The following is an 18518-nucleotide window of genomic DNA, read 5'->3' as shown; positions in this document are numbered from 1 at the left end:
TCGTGTCGTCGCAGCGAGGGGAGTCAATGGAGCCGCAAGCAAGCCTTTCCGAGGTGGTGGACGCCATTCTGCGTCACCTGCACAGCCATCCCGACGCCGCCGACACCGTCGATGGCGTCTGCGAGTGGTGGTTGCCGCGCTACTGGCGAGTCGATCGGCACTGCGTCGAAGCGGCTCTCGATCGTCTGCAGGCGCAGAAGCTCGTTCGCCGCCGCCAGAACGCCGACCGTCATGTCGTTTTTTCGCGCGCCGAACTCACGCCAGACGGTTCTTCTGATCGAATTTAGCGTGCTCTGCCGGCCGCTACGGCCGCTTGCCGTCGCGCCCTTTCGCGACCAGTGGGTCAATCTCGACCCGCCCGGGTCAGCGCCAGCCCAGCCTTGCCAGAAATTCGCGTCGCTTGCCTGGCGCCCGGTTTTCAAGGCAGATCGGCCAACGGCTGGCCGATGGACGCGGGCGATTGACTCGCCGAGATGGTGGCGGCGACGGGTCCGGTTTGACCCATGCGGCCGTGCCGCCCCGCATCGTCTTCGACAAACTCTAAAGGATACATGCACTTGACGGGCGCTTAATGACTGGCACGGCGTTTGCTGGAATGTGTTGAAAAGACGGTCTGAGCAAGTCGGGCCATTGGCCGGCAGATCAACACGGAGGGCGCAAGCGCATGGCGGCTGTCACGGCAATTGCAGCAATCGGCAAAGGCATCGGGAGGCGGCGCGCTCGCCGCAGCTGAGTTCGCGGGGACGACGATGGCCAACGTATTCGCGGTGCATTCGGTGGGAAGTTCGATTGCGACTTTCCTGCGCAATACCTACCCGACGGAGATCGGCGGTCGCGCCTTGCCGGCCTGCGAATTCGAATTGGTGAGCGCCGGACAACTGGCCAGCGACGGCGAAGAGCGCAACCGCATCACGCTCTTTCTCTACCGCCTGTCGGTCAATGAGCACTCGCGGCAAAGCGCCCATCTGCGCACGGCCGACAGTCGGCTGGCACCGCTCGGCCTGGATCTACACTACCTGATGAGCAGCTGGGGAATGGCGCCGCAGGACGAACAGGTGGCGCTTACCTGGGCACTGCGGCAACTGCACGAATTCCCGGTGCTCGACGCCTCGTCGCTGACTCCCGACGCCGGCTGGGCGAGCGACGAGGTCATCCAGATCGTCCCCTCGGAGCTGGCCACCGAGGACGTGATGCGCATCTGGGACGCGCTGTCGCCTTCGTATCGGCTGTCGGTCTCCTACGTCGCCAGGCTGGTCAGGATCGACCCGGACAGCGACGACGCGCGCTTCCGTCCGGTGCTCAGCGGCCGTTTCGCCTTCGGCGAGGATGCGTCGTGAGCGCCCGTCCCCTGCACGAACTCGAACGCCATGAATGGCGGGTGCTCGGTGCGCTGCGCGCCGTCGACGGAACGACCGGCATGGCCGTGCGCGGCGCCCTCGAGGTGTCGGCAGCGGGCGCGCGCATTGCCCGCAATCGCAGCGGTCTCTACGTGATCCACGAATGGTCGCGGCTGCCGACGCACGCCGCCGCTTTCGAAGCGCCACCGGCGCTGCCGGTGCCGGGCAGTGAGGCGCTCGAGATCCGCTTGCGCGACCCGCTTGGCGCCTATCTGTCGCGTCTGGCGACGATTGCCCTGCCACGCGACCCGTCGGCGGTGGGCGTCGATCTACCCAACTCGCTGTTCGTGGCGGTTGATGTTCCGCTCTACCCGAGCGCTACGGCCGGGCTGGGAAGCAACTGGACCGCGCTGCGCGCGAGCATCACCGACAACGCCGACGGCGCCGCCCTGGGCGGCGCGCTGCTGCGCGTCGTCGCCGGTGCCGCGGTGCTCGCGCGCGGCATGAGCGATTGGCGTGGCGAGGCACTGGTGCCGGTGGTCGGCGTGCCGGTCACCACCTGGTCGGACGACGAGGACGCCGTCGTCGTGAGCAGCATCGCCGCCACCGTCGAGGTCTATTTCGACCCGGCATTGGGAACGCGCACGCCGATCGTCGACGTGCGCGCCGGTCGCCAGCCGGCGGCCATGCCGCTGCTTGACCCGAGCGACATCGAAACGCGTCGCGCGGCGCTGCCGACAACGCAGCAGAACGTCAGCCTCGCCGCGCGGGGCGCCCTGAATCTCAACCTGGGCCTCGATCTGCCATAGGCAGACGGTCCGAAATCCGGGCATCCATGGCCCGGCACGCTCGATCGAAGGAGACCTGCCATGCCCGAGTACCTAGCTCCCGGCGTCTATGTCGAGGAAACCAGCTTCCGCGCCAAGTCAATCGAGGGCGTCGGCACCAGCACCACGGCCTTTGTCGGGCCGACCCGCAAGGGGCCGTTCCGTCCCACCACCGATGACCAGGAGGTGCCCGAGCTGCTGACCAGTTTCGGCGATTTCGAGCGCATCTACGGCGGTATCTCGGACCTGGCGCTCACCGGCACCTCACCCAACACCAACTATCTGGCGCACGCGGTGCGCGCTTTCTTCAACGAGGGCGGTTCGCGGCTCTACGTCTCGCGCGCCGTCGGTGCCGGCGCAACGACCGCCAGCGGGCAGGTGACGGCCGACGGTGCTACGGCCGACGAGGCGGTGCACTTCGTCTCGCGCTTCCCGGGCAGCATCGGCAACGGCCGGCTGGTGGTGCGTGAGCAATTTGCGCCGGTGGCGGCGACCGCCATGGCCAATTCGCCGACCGGCACGTTGCTGCTCACCGGCGTTGGCGGTGGCACTGCTTTCCACCTCAAGGTCGGCAACGACTGGCATCCGGCGACCGACCCAAGCGCCGCCGCCGAAGTGCCGGCGGTGCTGGCCGCCGACACACCGCGTATCGTCAGCCTGCTGGTCGTCGCCATCGATGACGACGGCGAGGATCTGAGCTTCGATGGCCTCGGCTTCGATCGCAGCCATCCGACCTGGGTTGGCCACATGATGTCGGCCGCGCCGGCGCGCCGCGCCGATCACCTGCAGAACATGTTCGCCATCACCATCGGTGCCAACGTCAGCGCGCTCGAGCTGCGCAACGCCCTGTTCACCGGCGCCGTGATCAATGCCGCCGGCGAACTCGAGCGGGTCATCGCGCTGATCGGCGGGCTCGACGGTGCGCCACCGGCCGCTGCCAACTACGCGCTGGCGCTCGGCGAGCTGGCGGGCCTCGAGGACATCTCGATCGTCGCCGCGCCGGGTTCGTCGGCCTACGCCGAGGCGCAGGCGATCAACAACCTGTTGATCTCGCACGCCGAATCGCGCCGCGCCTACCGCATCGCCGTGCTCGACCTGCCGCCCGACCAGACGCCGGGCCTGGCGCGCAACCTGCGCGGCCTCATCGATTCGCGCTACGCGGCGGTGTACTACCCCTGGGTGGTGGTGCCCAACCCGCTCGCCAGGCCCGGTCGCGAGGACATTCCGCGCGAACTGGCGCTGCCGCCGTCGGGCTTCGTCAGCGGCATCTACGCGCGCAACGACGTCGAGCGCGGCGTCTGGAAGGCGCCCGCCAACGAGGTCGTTCGCGGCGCGCTGCGCTTCGAGCTCGACATCAACTTCGCGCAGCAGGAAATGCTCAACCCGATCGGCGTCAACTGCCTGCGCTACCTGTCGGGTCGCGGTTTCCGCGTCTGGGGCGCGCGCCTCGCTTCGTCCGACCCCGAGTGGAAGTACGTGAACGTGCGGCGCTACTTCAACTACCTCGAGTCATCGATCGACCGCGGCACGCAGTGGGCGGTCTTCGAGCCCAACGGCGAGCGGCTGTGGGCCAATGTGCGGCAGACGATTTCCGACTTCCTCTACAACGAGTGGCGTAACGGCGCGCTGCTCGGCAGCAAGACCGAGGAAGCCTACTTCGTGCGCTGCGACCGCAGCACGATGACCCAGAACGACCTCGACAACGGTCGCCTGGTTTGCCTGATCGGTCTGGCGGTAATCAAGCCGGCCGAATTCGTGATCTTCCGCATCGGCCAGAAGACCGCCGATGCCCGTGCCTGAGCGAAGGGGACTGAACCATGGCTGAGCGAATCACACCCTATGGCGCCTTCAACTTCGTCGTCAATTTCGACGGCGGCGAAGAGTTTGGCGGCTTCTCCGACGTTTCCGGTATCGGTACCGAGGTCACCGTCGCCGAATACCGTTCCGGCAACGACAAGGAAAACCACGTCCGCAAGGTCGCCGGCGTGCACAAGGTCAGCGACGTCACGCTCAAGCGCGGCATCGTCAATTTCGACAAACTGTGGTCGTGGCTCGACGCCACGCGCACCGCCGGCCCGGCGGCCCAGAAAACGGTCGCCGTGACGCTGCTCGACGAAGCCCACAACCCGGTGCGGACTTGGCTGCTGCGCGGCTGCATCCCGATGAAGTACAGCGGCCCGACGCTGGCCGGCAAGGGCGGCGGCGACGTGGCGATGGAGGAGGTCGTGCTGGCCGCCGAAGGCTTCGAGATCCAGGCCTAGGTGGGACTGCCGCGATGATCCGCTATCGCCTGCCGGAGGCATTGCCCGCCGCCAGTTTTTTCGCGGGGGTGCCGGCGTGAACGGCGTCTCCTTCGAGCTGGCGCCGCCGCGTGTCGCCGCCGATGCGAATCGCGTCGATGTGGCCTGCTTCGTCGGCTACGTTGGCCGACGGGCGACCGCCCTGCCGGCCAACGTGCGTACGGCGCTGGCCGAGACGCGCTGGATCGCCGGGCCGTGGGCGCGGCCGCCTGCCGAGGTCGAGGCGCTGCTGCAGCTGCCGGTAGTGGTTGACAGCTGGAACGCTTTCGACGCCTTGTTTGCCTGGGACTCGCGGCCAATCGGTCGCGGCGAGCGGCGTTGTGCCAGCTATCTGGGTGCCGCGGTGCGCAGCTTCTTTGCCAATGGCGGACGACGCGCCTTGATCGTGCGCTGCGGCGATCCATGGCCTTACCTGGAGGTCGTCGGGAATCGCGCGGCGCAGCGCACGACACGGCTTGCGGCGCTGTTGGCCAGTGCCGCAAACCCGATGGACCCGGCGAGCTGGATCGGCATCGGTCATCTCTCCGGTTTGCCCGAGGTGAGCTTGCTGTGCCTGCCCGATTTGGCCGATATCTGCGCGGCGGATCCGGCGCTCGTCGACGTTGCGGTCGAGCCGCCCAGCTCGCCCGAGGTCTTCGTCGACTGTTCGAGCAACGCCGTGGTCGGCGTCGAGCAGGACGTCGGTCTGCGCGACCTGGCGCCACCGCGTGCCGATCACGATGGTTTCATCGCTTGGCGCAACGCCATCGGCACCGCTCGCGAACGCCTCGCCCGGCTGCACCGCGAGATGCTGCTGCTGGCGGCCCTACCGCTGCCGATGCAGGACGCCCGCAACGCCGACGCCTGGGCACAGGCCGATTTCCACGCCTATCTGGAAAACGCCGGTGTGCTCATCGAACCCGACAGCAGCAACGGCGGCCGTGCCGCGGCCAGCGCTTTCGTACAACTGGCCTGGCCGTGGCTCAGGACCAGCCACAGCACCGACCTGCCAGGTGCGCTCGAAGCCCCCGACGGTTTGCTGGCCGGCGTGCTGGCGATCAACGCGCTGTCGCGCGGCACCTTCCGCTCGGTGGCCGGTAGCCGGCTGGCCGCGGTTTCGGGCAGCGAGCCCTTGCTCGCCTGGAGCGGTATTGCCGAAACACCGTCAGACCGCCTCGCGCAACGCGTGTGCGTGATCGCACCTTCGCCCGTGGGCTGGGCCCTGCATTCGGATGTCACAGCCAGCGCCGACGAAGCCTGGCGTGCCGGCGGCGTCAGCCGGCTGATGGGTGCGCTGTTGCGGGCCGCCCGGCGTGCCGGCGAAGCGGCGCTTTTCGAGGCCAGCGGACCGCTCCTGTGGCAGCGCATCGAGCGCAGTCTCGGGCACTTGCTGACCGCCTTCTGGCGTGAGGGCGCGCTCGGCGGCGCGTCGCCGGAAGAAGCGTTCAGCGTGCGCTGCGATCGCAGCACCATGAGCCAGAACGATCTCGACAACGGCCGCCTGCGCGCCGAAGTCAGCATCCTGCCGGTGGCTGCGGTCGAGCGCATTAGCGTGGTGCTCGACCTCACCGGTGGTGGCGCAGCAGAAGCGCTGACAAACGCACTGCGCGAGGTGGCGTGATGAACGACATTCCCTTGCACGTCTTCCGTTTCCACGTCAGCTTCAGCCAGCAGTCGCTGGCCAATCCAAGCGGTGACGACGTGGCGTTATGCCAGGGGGCGTTCTCCGAATGCAGCGGGCTCGAAGCGACCATGGAACCCAAGGTGATCAAGGTCGGCGGCAGCAACTACGGCGCCGTGCAGCGTGCCGGCCCGGTGAGCTTCGCCACGGTAGTCCTCAAACGCGGCATGACCGACACCCGCGACCTGTGGAACTGGTTCGCCAAGCTTGGCGCCGGCGCCTATGCCTATCGCTTGCAGGTCGAGATCGAGATGCGCAACAGCGCCGACGAGCCGATGGTGCGCTGGGCGCTGCGCCGTGCGCTGCCGGTCAAGTTCAAAGCCGCCGACCTCAACGCCAAGGGCAGCGAGATCGGCATCGAGGAACTGCATCTGGCCCACGAGGGCCTGGTGCTCGTTAGCTGAGGCTGGTCATGTCCGAATTTCCCGACGACCTGGTCGATACGCCCGCTACCTTCGAGACCATGACCGGCCCCAAGGTCACTGTGCCGGTGCATTTCAATCCGGCCAGCCTGCAGCACACGGTCTCGAACACCCTCAAGGAAGAGGGTCGGGGCGCCAGGAAGAAGCAGTACGTCAGCCAGACCACGGCCAAGCTGACCATGGACGTCGTTTTCGACAGCACCGACACCGGCGAGGACGTGCGCATCACCACCAACAAAATGGCGCAGCTCCTGCAGCCGGTACCGGAGGGCCAGACCAAGAAGGTGCCGCCGGTAGTGAAGTTCAGCTGGGGCGCCTACTCGTTCACCGGCATGGTCGAGCAGTACAAGGAGACGATCGACTTCTTCGCCGCGGGTGGTCTGCCGCTGCGCTCGTCGATCAACCTGACGCTGTCGAGTCAGGACGTCACGTTCGAAGGCGGCACCAGTGGCGATCATGCCTCGGTGGATGGCGAGCTGAGCCCCGAACCGGTCGTCGTGCCCGACGACGAGGGTCCGCTAGGGGGTCCGCAGGGCGCTGCCAACAAGGCTGGCGATCCACGCGCCGCACGCGGCATCGCGGTGGCCAACGGCTCGCCGAGCCTGCGCTTTGGCGCCGGCGGCGGACTCGCGGTCGGGGCTTCGGCAAGCGTCGGCTTCTCGGCTGGGGCGTCGGTCGGTGCCGGGTTTTCGGCCGGCATCGGTGTGTCGGCGGGCGCCGGATTTTCCGCGTCGGCTGGGTTCGCGGCTGGCGGCAGTGCGAACCTGCTGCCGGCGGCGGCTTTTGCCGCCGGCAGCGGCGCCGGCCTGAGTGTCAGCGGCGGCGCAGGGCTGGGTGTCAGCGCCGGCGTGGGTATCGGCGGTGGCGCTGGCCTTAGCGTCGGCAGCGGCGCGTCGGCGTCCTTGTCGGTTGGCGCAGGTGCGTCGGCAAGTGCCGGTTTCTCCGGGCTACGCGTTGAGAGCAAAGTGAGTTCGCGGCCGCTATCGACCAGCAACCTGCTGCCGGGCTCGGCGAGTATCTCCAGTGCTGGCAAGGTGGCCGTCGGCGGTCGTCTGATCGACGGCGGCGGCAGCGGCTTGAAGGCCAACGTGAGTGGTGACGCCGAGTTCGTCATCGGCACGCGCCAAGGATAGAGGAGTAAGTCATGCCGATCATGATCGAAGAGATGCAGGCAGACGTCAGGCCGGAGCACGAAGCATCGCAGTCGGTCAGTGCCGCGCCAGCGCCCGATGCGGCGCGCGCGGCCGAAGCAGTCGAAGCGACGCTGCGCGAACTCGCGCTGCGCAATGAGCGCCGCCAGCGCTGGCTGGCCGATTAGGAGTTTGCCACCATGCCCGTTGAAACCTCGGTCAGTCAATCCGCTGTCTATCGTGCGCGACCGACGCTGCGGCTCGCTGGGCACGAGGATCTGCGCGTTTCGGAGCTGCTCATCGGCATGCGCATCGACGAATCCGAGGGTGGCATGAGTTGCGCGGAACTGCGTTTTTCGAACTGGGCGAGTAGCACCGACGGCGGTGCCGAATATGCCTTCGAGGATGGTTCGCGGCTGACGCTGGGCACTGCCATCGAGGTTTACGCTGGCGACGAGACGCAGGCCCGCGAGCTCTTCCGCGGGGTGGTCAGCGGCCTCGAGGCCGAATTCGCGCAGGGCTCGCCACCCGAGCTGGTGGTACTCGCCGAAGACCCGCTCGGCCGCGCCCGCATGGCCCGACGCAGCAAGGTCTACACCGACATGTCGCCGGCCGATGTGGTCAATGCTGTGGCCAACGAGCTGGGCCTGCGTCCTTCGGTTCAGGGTCTGGCCGAGCCGATCGGCACCTGGGCGCAACTCAACGAGAGCGATCTCGCTTTCCTGCGGCGGCTGCTCGGGCGCTTCGACGGCGACTTGCAGATCGTCGGCGAGGAATTGCAGGTGGCGCCGCGGGGCGACGTTCGGCGCGGTGAACTGAGCCTCGAGCTGCACGGCCAGCTGGCGCGCGCCCGGGTCGTCGCCGATCTCGCGCAACAGGTAACGAGCATCACCGCCGCCGGCTGGGACCCGGTCGCTGGCAGCGCGGTGAGTGCCGAGGCCAGCCGCCTCAGCCACGGCGGGCCCGGCAGCGGCAGCAGCGGTGCCGACTGGCTCGGTCGCGCGCTGCAAGCGCGCAGCGAACACCTGGGTCACCTGGCGCTGGCCAGCGATGGCGAAGCACAGGCTGTGGCCGAGGCAGCTTTCGACCAGCGCGCGCGCCGCTTCGTCCGCCTCGACGGCGTCGCCGAGGGCAATGCGCAGCTGCGCGTCGGCAGCACGGTCGCCGTCAGCGGCCTGTCCGGACGCTGGGACAACAGTTATTACGTTGTCGAGGCGCGCCACCGCTACGACGTGCGCGCCGGCTATCGCACCGAGTTCGTCGGCGAGTGTGCGTACCTCGGCGAGGCTTCGTGATGGATCGCGCACCGCGTTTTCAGCCCGCCGCCGGCTGGCTCAACGGCGCCCAGCTGGCCCGCGTGGTCGACATTGCCGACCCCGAGCATCGCAACCGGGTGCAGCTGCGGCTGCTCGCTTTTGATGCCTTCGAGGGTCAGGATGCGCCGCTGTGGGCGCGCGTGGTGTGTCCGTTTGCCGGCGCCGATCGCGGCGCTTTCCTGATGCCCGACGTCGACGACGAGGTTCTGGTGGTGTTTCTGCAGGGCGACCCGCGCTATCCGCTGGTCATCGGCGGCTTGTGGAGCGGCGCCAACGCGCCGCCGGCCGAACTCGGCGACGAGGGCAATCGCTTCAAGCGTATCCGCTCGAAGAACGGTGTCACGGTCACGCTCGACGACCAGCAGGGCCAGGAACAACTGGTGCTCGAAACGCCGGGTGGCCAGAAACTGACGCTCTCCGACGGGCCGGGCAAGGTCACCGTCGAGGACTCCAACGGTAATCGGGTGGTGATGGAGGCGGCGCGGATCACCATCACCGCCAGCGCCGAGGTCAAGGTCGAGGCGCCGCAGGTCAAGGTCAGCGCCGGCATGGTGACCGTCGATACGGCGATGGCCAAGTTTTCCGGCATCGTCAAATGCGAAATCCTGCAGGCCACGGCGGTGGTCTCCAGCAGCTACACACCGGGAGCGGGGAACATATGGTGAGCCATCACGAGATCATCCTCTCGGCGCCGCGCGACCTTGCCGACGGCGGCGCGCCGGCGATCCTGCAGCGCAGCGACGAGGACTTCATCGAGGCCGTGCTGGCGGCTCTGCGCGACGCCGATGGGCGCGTCGGCCTGCGCGCCAGCCTGGCGCGCGCGGTGAGCATCGCCAGCGGCTCCGATACGCGGCCGCGCGGCAAACGCAACAGTGGCCGCGAACTCTTCGACAAGCTGCGCGATGCCAGTCGCCAGCTCGGTCTCGCCGGCGGGCGGACGGCCGCTGCGCCGCTGCCGACGAGCGAGCTGCAGCTGCTCGAAGGCGTCCGCCGCGCCGCCGAAGCGACGCCGTTGCTCAAGCTCTTCCAGCCGATCCAGCGCCAGTTCAACCTGGCGGTGATGGAAGCGCGCTGCGCGACGCCGGGCGAACCGCGCATCGACCCGCAACGCGTGGACGGCGCCGGCATGGTCATCCGCCGCCTGTCGCGTGATTCCCGGGGGAATGAAGTGAAGCAGGGCTGGATGCGCGCCGGCGAAAGCCTCAAGGGCTGGGCGCGCGTCAGCACCGCCGCCGACGGCGCGGCCAGCGGCAACCGCCACGATCCCGACGCGCTGCGCCGGCTGAGCCGGCCGACGACCGGCCAGCCGGTCCTCGACCGCGAGCTGAGCACCTTGCTGGCGGCGCAGGAAGACGCGCTGCTCAACGAGTCGGTGGTGCCGATGTTCGTCGCCCCGCCCGAGGTCTGCAAGGCGGCTGGCGCGACGCTGTTCTACGGCTTGATCCCGACCACCAGCAGTGAAAAGGCCGAAGGCGGCGCGCCCGAGTTTGACGAGGCCGCGTTCGGCCCGACGACGGGCGATTTCAAGGAGCACCTGCTTGGCCCGCTGCGCGGCCTCGCCGACAGCTTGCCGCGTCCGGGGAGTGCGCTGACGCCGGATCTGGCAGCGATCGCCGGCAATCCGGCCGATTCCGAGCGCAGCGCGATGAAGCGCCTGCTGCTCCTGCTGCGCCAGCTGGCTGTCGAGTTTGACGCTTTCGGCGACAGCGCCGAGGCCGACGCGCTCATGACCGTGCTCAACGACATCGCGCTGCCGCTCGCCGACGTGGCCGGCACACCGATCGCCGGCAGTCACCCGGCGGGCGATTTTCTCGCCGCGGCGAGCCGCATCCTGCTCAATGAAGAATCGATCGCGCCGGCGCCGACCATCCCGGCCGGCTGGCCGGCGCTCGACGCCAGTACCGGCGAGGCGCTGGCGCGCGCCCTATCGGCGTGCCTGCGGCGGCGTTTCGCAGCGGTGAGCGGCGTCGCCGGACGCTTCGACGACGCCAACGCGCGTTACGTGCTGCGCGCCTTCGTGCGTCTCAAGCCCGAGGGCAAATGCCCGGCCCGCACGGTGTGGGGCGACTACAGCCCGGCTTTCGTGATTGCGCCATGGTACGAAGGCAGCGGCGCGCCGCCGGTGCAGGTGCCGCTGCCCGACCCGGGCGACAAGGAGATGCTCAAGAAGCTCAAGCCGAACGTCGCCTTCACCGTTCCGGCGTCGATGCAGAACCTGCTGTCGGGCGATCCACTCGATCTGATGGACGGCAAGAAACCGGCCGACAACGGCCTCAAGCTGGGCTGGATCTGCAGCTTCAACATTCCGATCATCACCATCTGCGCGTTCATCGTGCTGAACATCTTCCTGTCGCTGTTCGATCTGTTCTTCCGCTGGATGATGTTCATCAAGATTTGCATTCCCTTCCCCAAGAAGGGAGGAGGTGACTCATGAGCAGCAGTCAGCTGCCGCGTCCCTTGCTCGGCTGGCCGCTGTTCGCGCTGCCCGACGAGCACGGACGACTCGACTGGCCCGATCTCGAAGCCAGCGTGCGCCAGGGAATCCGCGTGATTCTCAGTACCCGACCCGGCGAGCAACTGATGCGCGCCGAGTTCGGCGCCGGACTCGATCGTCTGCTGCACGCCCCCAACACCCTGGCCACCCGGCGGCAGATTCGCGACTGGGTGATCGACGCGCTCGGCCGCTGGGAGCGCCGCATTCTGCTCGACCGGGTAGAAGTCTTCGAAGTGCCCGACAAGCCATCCGACCTGCGGGTGGAGATCGCCTATCGATTGGCCCGCTCCGGCACCGCTGGCGCGCTGGCCGTGAATGTTCGACTGGAGGAAGGCTGATGCCGATCCTGCCACCCCGTCTCGACGACCGCCGCTTCGACGACCTGCTCGAAGACCTGCTGGCCCGCATCCCGGCGCATACGCCGGAATGGACCAACCCGCGCCTCGGCGATCCCGGCCGCACGCTGCTGGAACTGTTTGCCTGGCTCGGCGACGCGCTGCTCTATCGCGTCAACCTGATTCCCGAGCGCCAGCGGCTGGTGTTCCTCAAGCTGCTCGGCCAGGGTCTGCGGCCGGCGCGGCCGGCTGCCGGCATCGTCAGCCTGGCTTTTGCGCAGCCCACCGAGCTCAGCGCCGTGACGCTCGCCCCGGGCGCCCGCATCAAGGCGCCGCTGCCCTTCGAAACTCTGGCCGAAACGACGCTGCTGCCGGTCACTGCCGAAGCCTGGTACAAGCGGCCGCTGGCCGACGCCGACGCGGCGCGCATGGAGGCGGTGATCGCCGGGTTGCAGAAAGTGCATCGCATCGATGGCGCCGCCAAAGGCTATCTCGCGTCGCCGCTGTTCGAGGGCGGTCAGGCGGCCAGCGGCGACGGCGTCGATGTCTTCGCCGTCAGCGCCGACCGCGCGCTGTGGTTGGCGCTGCTGGCGCCGGTGGCGGCGCGCCCCGAGCAGCAGTTGGCGACCAACGACAGCGCCCGCGCGGCGCTTGGCGGCGGCGACAGCGGCGCGACGGCGATGCTGTCGGTCGGCGTCGTGCCGGCGATTGCCGCCGCGGCGCTGTTCGAGGAAGTCGGGCCGCGCGCCCGTGTGCCGGTCCTGTGGGAAGTGGTGACGCGCGGCACCGACGGAGTGAACGCCGACTACCTGACCGTCGAACCCTTGCCGGGCGACGCCAACGACAGCACCGCCGGCCTCACCCGGGCGGGCGTACTGCGCCTGCCGATGCCCGACGAAGCGCTGCTCTGGGCGCCGCTCAACGACGTCGGCGAAAACCCGCGCGCCGGCGTCGGCGACAATCCGCCGCGCGTCGACGACCCGGAAAAGGCCGCCCGCCTGATCGGCTGGCTGCGCTTGCGGCCGCGGCCGGGTAGCGGCGTCGCCAGTCTCAAGCTGGCCTGGGTCGGCATCAACGCCGTCGCCGTCGACCAGCGCAGCACGCTCGCCGGTCGCGTCCTGGGGGTATCCACCGGCGCTGCCGACCAGGTCTTCCAGTTGCCGGCCGTTGCGGCCGATGCCGACAGCCTGCTCATCGAGGTCGAGGAGCCCGGCCGCGGCTATCAGCGCTGGACGCGCGTCGATGATCTCGCCGCGATCTCGGCCGACGCGTTGGTGGCGCGCGAGGCGGCGGTCTTCGAGCTCGACGCCGAGGCCGCGACGCTGCGCTTTGGCGACGGCGTGCGCGGTCGGCTGCCCGAGCGGCAGATGCGCATCCGCCTGGCCTACGGGCGCTTCGGCGGCGGTCGCGCCGGCAATCTGCCGCCGGCAAGCCTGAGCGAGGTCTCCTCGGCGCGGCTGCTCGGTGCGCCAAGAAGCATGCCAGCGATCAAGGTACTGCAGCCGCTGGCCACCGAGGGCGGTGACGACGCCGAAACGCTGGCCCGCGCCGAACAGCGCATTCCAGCGATGCTCCGGCATCGCGAGCGCGCGGTGACTGCCGATGATTACCGTCGCCTGGCGCTGGAGGTGCCCGGCACCGACGTCGCGCGCGTCGAGGTGATGGCGCGCTTCAAGCCGCGTGAGCGGCGCTTCGACGTTCCCGGCGTGGTCAGTGTGCTGGTCCTGCCGGCGCGGGTTTTCGGTAAGGCACCGAATCCGCGCCCCGACCGGCCGTTCATCGAACGTGTGCATGCGCATCTGTCGGTGCGCTCGCCGCTGGCCACCGAGCTGTACGTGATCGGCTGCGAATACGTGCCGCTGGGCGTCTCGGTGGCGGTGACGATCCGCGACGGATTTGGCCGCGAAGCGGTTCTCTTCGAGCTGCGCGAAGCGCTGCGCCGGCTGCTCTGGCCATTGCCGCCGCATGGTCCGGGCGGCACGGGTTGGCCGCTCGGCCGCACGCTGCGCGAGCGCGAGCTGGAAGTGGAAGTCTCGCGCGTTGCCGGCGTCGCCGAGGTTGCCGGGATCAACGTCTTCGAACGCGCCGAGATCGCTGGCCGGGGCCAATGGCGGCTGCTGACGCGCAACACGCCCGACGGCACGCAGTCGCTCAAACTCGCTGCCTGGCAGCTGCCCGAGCTGCTGTCGGTGGTGGCGGTCGATACGCCGGTCGGCAGCAGCGCTAGCGGTGCGCCGCGCGACCTTTCAGCGCTGCCCAATCCCTTCGCCGACGACAGCGCTGTCGCCGTGCCGGTCGTCCCCGAGCTGTGCTGATGGACGCCAACGGACAGCGCTTCTACTTGCTTGCCGACGACCGGCACTGGCCGGGGCGCAGTCGTGTCGATTACCGTGCCGGCTGTCGCGCTCTGCGCCTGGCCAGCGAGCGCAGTCTCGCGGCGCCGCCGGCGGACGCCGTGGCGATTGCCGGTACGGCGCTCGAGCGCCTGCCGCGCTCGGTCGACCGGCACGGTGCGTGTGCGCGCTGGGAGCAGGACGCGATGGCCATCGTCGTCGTCAGCCACCTGCCAGCGGCGGCGACTTTGCTGTCGCTCGGCGAGCGCCCGCTGGACTTTGCCGCCGGCTTTGACGACGTGCTCTACGTGGCGCTGGCCGGGCGCTTGTTGTTGCACGACCTGCGCGGGCGCTGGCCCGATACCTTGCTGCCGACGCCGGGTTTCCAGGCGTGGCGGATCGCCGCTGATCGGCTCGGCGGCGCCTGGCTGCTGGAACGTGGCAGCGGTCGCCTCGGTCGCCTCAGCGGTTGCGTCCAGCCGCAGCGGCCGGCGGCCGACTACGCGCCGGGAACTTTCCGCCCCAGCCCCGAGAATCCCGGCCCGCCGACGCTGAAGGTCTGCGAGCGCGTTGTCTGGCCGGTCGGCGAGCGGCCGCAGTCGCTGGCGCTGGCGGCCGACGGCACGCTGGCGCTGTTGTCATGGTTCGGCGACGGCGAGAGCCGCCTGCGCCTGCTCGATCGGCAACTCGGCACGCTTGGGCCGGCACAGACGCTCGCCGGCGCGGCGTTCGCCTATTCGATCGACTGGCTTGGCGAGGGCGGCATTGCCGCGCGCGTTCCCGGTCGCCGCGACGCACCGGTGTGGCTGCCGCGGCTATCGCCTGCTGCCGCGTTGAGCTTGCCGCCGGCCGGCGATATCTACCCGCTGGCGGCCGACGCCGAAGAAGCGCCCTTCGCGCATCGCCTCGACGAGCCGCCGCGTTACCCCTTGGCAAGCGGTGCGCTCGAAGCGCTTTACCGGCTGTCGCTGGCCAACCTCGCGCGCCGCGGTGAGGCCGCGAATTTCAGTGGCACGGCGATGCACCTCATCGACAGCGGCGACCAGCAGACGGTCTGGCACCGGCTCTATGCCGAAGCGCGTCTGCCGGCTGGCTGTGGGCTGCTGGTGTGGTTGGCGACCAGCGCCGAGCCGAGCGTCGCGGTCGTCGATGAATGGCACGCGCACGTTTTCGGTGAGCTGCCCGCCGCGTCGCTGCCCGCCGGCCCGGTGCCGCTCGCAGTGTGGGAGCGGCAGCCTTCCGAGCTGCCGGGCCATCCCGGTCTGGGCGCCTGGGGTGCGCCCGAGCCCGGCCGCGCCGGGCTATGGACAGCGCTGATCCAGCGTGCGACGCATCGCGTGCGGGCGCTCAGCGGCCGCTATCTGTGGGTGCGCGTGGATTTTTTCGGCGAGGGTCGTGATTCGCCCGAACTCGCCGCACTGCGCGCCTACGGCTCACGCTTTTCCTACCGTGATCACTATCTGCCGCGCCTGTACCGCGAAAGCGAATTTGGCGCCGCTGCCGAGAGTTCCGGCGTCGCCACGCCCGCTGATTTCCTCGAACGCCTGTTGGCCAACGTCGAAGGCGTTCTGACGCCGCTCGAAGACCGTGTTGCCGCGGCGCATCTGGCGAGCGACCCGGCGGTGCTGCCCGAAGAATCGCTCGACTGGCTCGGCGGTTGGCTCGGGGTGGCCTTCGACGCGGCGCTGCCGGAGGGACGGCGGCGCCAATGGCTCGTCCGTTCAAGCGAGCTGGCGCGCTACCACGGCAGCCAGCGCGGCTTGCGGCTGGCGCTCGACATCGCCAGCGACGGCGGCGTGCGTGGCGGCGAGATCATCGTTCTCGAAGGCTTTCGCATGCGCCGGCTGATGAGCACGCTGCTCGGCGTGAACCTCAATGTCGAGGATGACCCGCTGCTGCCGGGCCTGGTAATCAGCGGCAATTCGGTGGTCGGCGATACGCTGCTTCTCGGCGAGTCCGAACGCGTCGAACTGCTGGCGCTGTTCCGCGACGAGCTGATCTCGAGCGCCGAGCGTGCGGCGGTACTGGCTTTCTACGACCAGCTCGCGTTCCGTGCGCTGGTGCTGGTGCATCAGAGCGTCGAGCCGCAAGACCTGGGTCTGCTGCGGCGCATCGTCGAGCTCGAATCGCCGGCGCACGTCGAAGTGCAGGTGGCGACTGCTAGCTGGCCGCTGCTGGTCGGCATCGCCAGCCTGGTCGGCGTCGATACCTACCTTGGCCCACCGCACCAGCGCATCGCCGCTCGCGCCGGTGTCAGCAGCCTCGGTAATGGCGATTACGTCCTCGGCGTCGGCAGTCTGGACCCGCGTTTGTCGGGTGCGGCGTCGCCGTTCCCGGTGCTGCCGCCGGTCGCCGATGCTGGCCCGGAGACGACCGTCTCGCACGCCCGCAGCTTTGTTCTCGACGGCAGCAGCTCGAGCGCTGTGCGCGGCGGGCGCATTACCGAGTATCGATGGCGCCTGACCGACTAGGGGCCAGAAGCACGGCAGGAGTGCTGGCAAATTCGCTGGCAAATACGCTGGCAACAGCGCCGACAACTCAAACCGACACCAGGAGACCATCATGGCCGAGTTCATCATCAACCAGGAAGTCAAGACCGAAACCCCGACCATCGAGGTCACCTTGTCCACCGACAAAGCGCTGCCGCTTGGGCGCCATACCTTTCGTCTGGTGGTCGTCGACGACTCGGGCAACACGTCGATTCCCGACGAGGTGACCGTCATCGTCGCCGATACCGAAAATCCGACGGCCGTCCTGAACGCGCCGCGCAGTGTGAACTTTGCGAGCAACTTCGAGCTTGACGGCAGGAAGTCGTTCGACGCCGGCGGCGGCCGCGTGGTGACCTATCTGTGGACCTATTTGGGCCAGCCCTGAGTAGGCGTGCGGAGCCGATGCCATGACCACCTTCGTCAAGGGTCGCACGCTCAAGACCGCTGCCGCGACGGTACAAGTCGACGCCGGCCTGGCGGTCGGTACGCACCGCTTCCAGCTGCTGGTGGTCAACGGCGACGGACGCCAGAGTGCGCCCGCGGTGGTCGATGTGGTGGTCACCCGGCCGCCGCTGGGCGGGCTCCTTGACGAGATCCTTGGCCGCCTCCGGGTACGCGCCACGCCGCGCCAGACGCCGAAGCGCAAGCCGGCCGGAGGCGCCGAACGGTGATGAGCGCTTATCTCACCGGCAGAGTGCATTCCGGCTTGCACGCTGGAGTCGTGCGACGGGCAGGGAGCATGCCCCCTGAATTCGCCGCCGCATTGCCACTCCCCGACGCTTCTCGCGCAGCGCCGAGAAGCGAGTTTCGTGAGTCGCCAATGCGACTTGCACGATGACGCAGGAGCGAAACATGAACAGCACCATTCGCCCGCCTTCCGACGATCCGCTCTACGCGCTGCCCGACGCGACGCGCCCGCACTACGCGACGGGAATGCTGCTCGATGCCGGTGATTTTGCCGACGAGCAGACGTATCACCGCAACCGCCTGGCGCGGGCGCTGGCCTTTGGCAGCGGCGCCGGCGCGCGTCGCCTAGCCGAGGGGGTGGATGCCGATGCCGCCGGTGCGGCGGGCCTCTTCGGCGGCGGCACACTGGCCGGTCTACGCGTGCGCCAGGTGCCGGCTGCGGGCGAGGCGGTCGAGGAAGTGCGCATCGCCCCCGGCCTGGCGGTGGACCGGCTCGGTCGCCTGGTCGAGCTGCCGCGGGCGGTGTGCCTGCGCCTGACGCGCTGGTTCGACGGCGAACTGGCGCGCGACGGCGGCGACGACTTGCGCCGCGCCGCGCTCGACAACCCGGACCGCTTTGCCAGTGCACGCCTCATTGCCGACGGGCCGGCGCTGCCAGCGAGAGCAGTGATTGCGGATGTTTTCGTGCGCTTCGTGATCTGTCGTCAGGCACTCACGCCAGCCTTCGCCAGCGGCCCTTTCGACGCCCTCGACGCGGTCCAGACCGCGCGCCTGCGCGACGCTTTCGAAGTGCATCTGGTGCTGCGGATTGACGGCCTCGACGACGATTTCAGCGGCCTGCCGCAGCACGACCGCGACCTCTCGGCATTGGCTCCGGCAGCGCGCCGCGATGCCTTGCACGACGCGGTCCTCGATGGCTGGCCGGATCTCGTCGGTAGCAGCGACGCGGCCGGCGAACTGCCGGCGCCGCCGGGGCACCCGCCGGGTCTCGACCCGACCGCGGTATTCCTGGCACGCGTCTTCGTCCCGGTCGCGGCCGGCGACCCGCCGGCACGCAGCGGCGACGCGATCGTCGATAACGGCGGTCGCCGTGTGCTGCCGCACCTCGGAATGCTGGCCGGCGCACTCGGGCTGGGCGGATGAACCGCAGGATAAATTGCGCGCCTGGCGGCGCTCTGGAGGATGAGT

18 protein-coding genes are annotated in these 18518 nt (G+C 69.1%); all 18 read left to right on the top strand.

Annotated features, from left to right (window positions below; genetic code table 11):
- Positions 1–26: 26 nt before the first annotated feature.
- The 18 genes from QZ656_RS19845 (at position 27) to QZ656_RS19760 (ending at position 18473) form a co-directional block, all read left to right on the top strand.
- The gene (locus tag QZ656_RS19845; RefSeq protein WP_291995008.1) at positions 27–287 is read left to right on the top strand and encodes a hypothetical protein; all 261 of its coding nucleotides are present in this window, start codon (positions 27–29) and stop codon (positions 285–287) included.
- A 462-nt stretch (positions 288–749) separates the two neighbouring features.
- Complete coding sequence (locus tag QZ656_RS19840) at positions 750–1337, top strand: DUF4255 domain-containing protein (protein ID WP_291995007.1); 588 nt, start codon at positions 750–752, stop codon at positions 1335–1337.
- Positions 1334–2146 carry a hypothetical protein gene (locus QZ656_RS19835; protein WP_291995006.1) on the top strand — a complete coding sequence of 271 codons (813 nt, stop codon included), beginning with the start codon at positions 1334–1336 and terminating at the stop codon, positions 2144–2146. Before QZ656_RS19840 ends, QZ656_RS19835 begins: the two co-directional genes overlap by 4 nt.
- A gap of 60 nt (positions 2147–2206) precedes the next feature.
- On the top strand, positions 2207–3964 hold the full coding sequence (locus tag QZ656_RS19830) for a phage tail sheath subtilisin-like domain-containing protein (RefSeq protein ID WP_291995005.1): 1758 nt from the start codon (positions 2207–2209) through the stop codon (positions 3962–3964).
- A 17-nt stretch (positions 3965–3981) separates the two neighbouring features.
- Positions 3982–4425 (top strand): phage tail protein, encoded by a 444-nt coding sequence (locus QZ656_RS19825; RefSeq protein WP_291995004.1) that lies wholly within the window; start codon positions 3982–3984, stop codon positions 4423–4425.
- A gap of 76 nt (positions 4426–4501) precedes the next feature.
- A complete protein-coding gene (locus tag QZ656_RS19820; RefSeq protein WP_291995003.1) occupies positions 4502–6064 on the top strand; it encodes a phage tail protein in 1563 nt (520 codons plus the stop codon).
- Positions 6064–6528, top strand: coding sequence for a phage tail protein (locus QZ656_RS19815; protein ID WP_291995002.1), 465 nt, complete (start codon positions 6064–6066; stop codon positions 6526–6528). The genes QZ656_RS19820 and QZ656_RS19815 overlap by 1 nt, the downstream gene beginning before the upstream one ends.
- Positions 6529–6536: 8 nt before the next feature.
- Entirely contained in the window at positions 6537–7679 is a 1143-nt protein-coding gene (locus QZ656_RS19810; protein ID WP_291995001.1) for a hypothetical protein, read from the top strand.
- A gap of 11 nt (positions 7680–7690) precedes the next feature.
- Positions 7691–7864: a hypothetical protein gene (locus QZ656_RS19805; protein ID WP_291995000.1), complete on the top strand. Its 174-nt coding sequence runs from the start codon at positions 7691–7693 to the stop codon at positions 7862–7864.
- A 12-nt stretch (positions 7865–7876) separates the two neighbouring features.
- Positions 7877–8971, top strand: coding sequence for a contractile injection system protein, VgrG/Pvc8 family (locus QZ656_RS19800; protein WP_291994999.1), 1095 nt, complete (start codon positions 7877–7879; stop codon positions 8969–8971).
- Positions 8971–9657, top strand: a complete 687-nt coding sequence (locus tag QZ656_RS19795) for a phage baseplate assembly protein V (RefSeq protein WP_291994998.1) — start codon at positions 8971–8973, stop codon at positions 9655–9657. Before QZ656_RS19800 ends, QZ656_RS19795 begins: the two co-directional genes overlap by 1 nt.
- Positions 9651–11426: a hypothetical protein gene (locus QZ656_RS19790; protein ID WP_291994997.1), complete on the top strand. Its 1776-nt coding sequence runs from the start codon at positions 9651–9653 to the stop codon at positions 11424–11426. Before QZ656_RS19795 ends, QZ656_RS19790 begins: the two co-directional genes overlap by 7 nt.
- Positions 11423–11824, top strand: a complete 402-nt coding sequence (locus tag QZ656_RS19785) for a GPW/gp25 family protein (protein WP_291994996.1) — start codon at positions 11423–11425, stop codon at positions 11822–11824. The genes QZ656_RS19790 and QZ656_RS19785 overlap by 4 nt, the downstream gene beginning before the upstream one ends.
- Positions 11824–14136: a putative baseplate assembly protein gene (locus QZ656_RS19780; RefSeq protein ID WP_291994995.1), complete on the top strand. Its 2313-nt coding sequence runs from the start codon at positions 11824–11826 to the stop codon at positions 14134–14136. Before QZ656_RS19785 ends, QZ656_RS19780 begins: the two co-directional genes overlap by 1 nt.
- Positions 14136–16625: a phage tail protein gene (locus tag QZ656_RS19775; RefSeq protein ID WP_291994994.1), complete on the top strand. Its 2490-nt coding sequence runs from the start codon at positions 14136–14138 to the stop codon at positions 16623–16625. Before QZ656_RS19780 ends, QZ656_RS19775 begins: the two co-directional genes overlap by 1 nt.
- 91 nt (positions 16626–16716) lie before the next feature.
- The gene (locus tag QZ656_RS19770) at positions 16717–17028 is read left to right on the top strand and encodes a hypothetical protein (RefSeq protein ID WP_291994993.1); all 312 of its coding nucleotides are present in this window, start codon (positions 16717–16719) and stop codon (positions 17026–17028) included.
- A 22-nt stretch (positions 17029–17050) separates the two neighbouring features.
- The gene (locus QZ656_RS19765; protein ID WP_291994992.1) at positions 17051–17314 is read left to right on the top strand and encodes a hypothetical protein; all 264 of its coding nucleotides are present in this window, start codon (positions 17051–17053) and stop codon (positions 17312–17314) included.
- Between the two features lie 181 nt (positions 17315–17495).
- On the top strand, positions 17496–18473 hold the full coding sequence (locus QZ656_RS19760) for a hypothetical protein (RefSeq protein ID WP_291994991.1): 978 nt from the start codon (positions 17496–17498) through the stop codon (positions 18471–18473).
- The last annotated feature ends 45 nt before the right edge of the window (positions 18474–18518 follow it).

This window comes from Candidatus Accumulibacter sp. ACC003 (assembly GCF_907163085.1).
In the GTDB taxonomy this organism is placed as follows: Bacteria; Pseudomonadota; Gammaproteobacteria; order Burkholderiales; family Rhodocyclaceae; genus Accumulibacter.
This window is presented reverse-complemented; position numbering and strand designations above follow the sequence as displayed.

Coding starts and splice junctions, on each gene's coding strand:
- QZ656_RS19845 (WP_291995008.1), top strand. CDS start 27: ATGGAGCCGCAAGCAAGCCTTTCCGAGGTGGTGGACGCCATTCTGCGT.
- QZ656_RS19840 (WP_291995007.1), top strand. CDS start 750: ATGGCCAACGTATTCGCGGTGCATTCGGTGGGAAGTTCGATTGCGACT.
- QZ656_RS19830 (WP_291995005.1), top strand. CDS start 2,207: ATGCCCGAGTACCTAGCTCCCGGCGTCTATGTCGAGGAAACCAGCTTC.
- QZ656_RS19825 (WP_291995004.1), top strand. CDS start 3,982: ATGGCTGAGCGAATCACACCCTATGGCGCCTTCAACTTCGTCGTCAAT.
- QZ656_RS19815 (WP_291995002.1), top strand. CDS start 6,064: ATGAACGACATTCCCTTGCACGTCTTCCGTTTCCACGTCAGCTTCAGC.
- QZ656_RS19810 (WP_291995001.1), top strand. CDS start 6,537: ATGTCCGAATTTCCCGACGACCTGGTCGATACGCCCGCTACCTTCGAG.
- QZ656_RS19805 (WP_291995000.1), top strand. CDS start 7,691: ATGCCGATCATGATCGAAGAGATGCAGGCAGACGTCAGGCCGGAGCAC.
- QZ656_RS19800 (WP_291994999.1), top strand. CDS start 7,877: ATGCCCGTTGAAACCTCGGTCAGTCAATCCGCTGTCTATCGTGCGCGA.
- QZ656_RS19795 (WP_291994998.1), top strand. CDS start 8,971: ATGGATCGCGCACCGCGTTTTCAGCCCGCCGCCGGCTGGCTCAACGGC.
- QZ656_RS19790 (WP_291994997.1), top strand. CDS start 9,651: ATGGTGAGCCATCACGAGATCATCCTCTCGGCGCCGCGCGACCTTGCC.
- QZ656_RS19785 (WP_291994996.1), top strand. CDS start 11,423: ATGAGCAGCAGTCAGCTGCCGCGTCCCTTGCTCGGCTGGCCGCTGTTC.
- QZ656_RS19780 (WP_291994995.1), top strand. CDS start 11,824: ATGCCGATCCTGCCACCCCGTCTCGACGACCGCCGCTTCGACGACCTG.
- QZ656_RS19775 (WP_291994994.1), top strand. CDS start 14,136: ATGGACGCCAACGGACAGCGCTTCTACTTGCTTGCCGACGACCGGCAC.
- QZ656_RS19770 (WP_291994993.1), top strand. CDS start 16,717: ATGGCCGAGTTCATCATCAACCAGGAAGTCAAGACCGAAACCCCGACC.
- QZ656_RS19765 (WP_291994992.1), top strand. CDS start 17,051: ATGACCACCTTCGTCAAGGGTCGCACGCTCAAGACCGCTGCCGCGACG.
- QZ656_RS19760 (WP_291994991.1), top strand. CDS start 17,496: ATGAACAGCACCATTCGCCCGCCTTCCGACGATCCGCTCTACGCGCTG.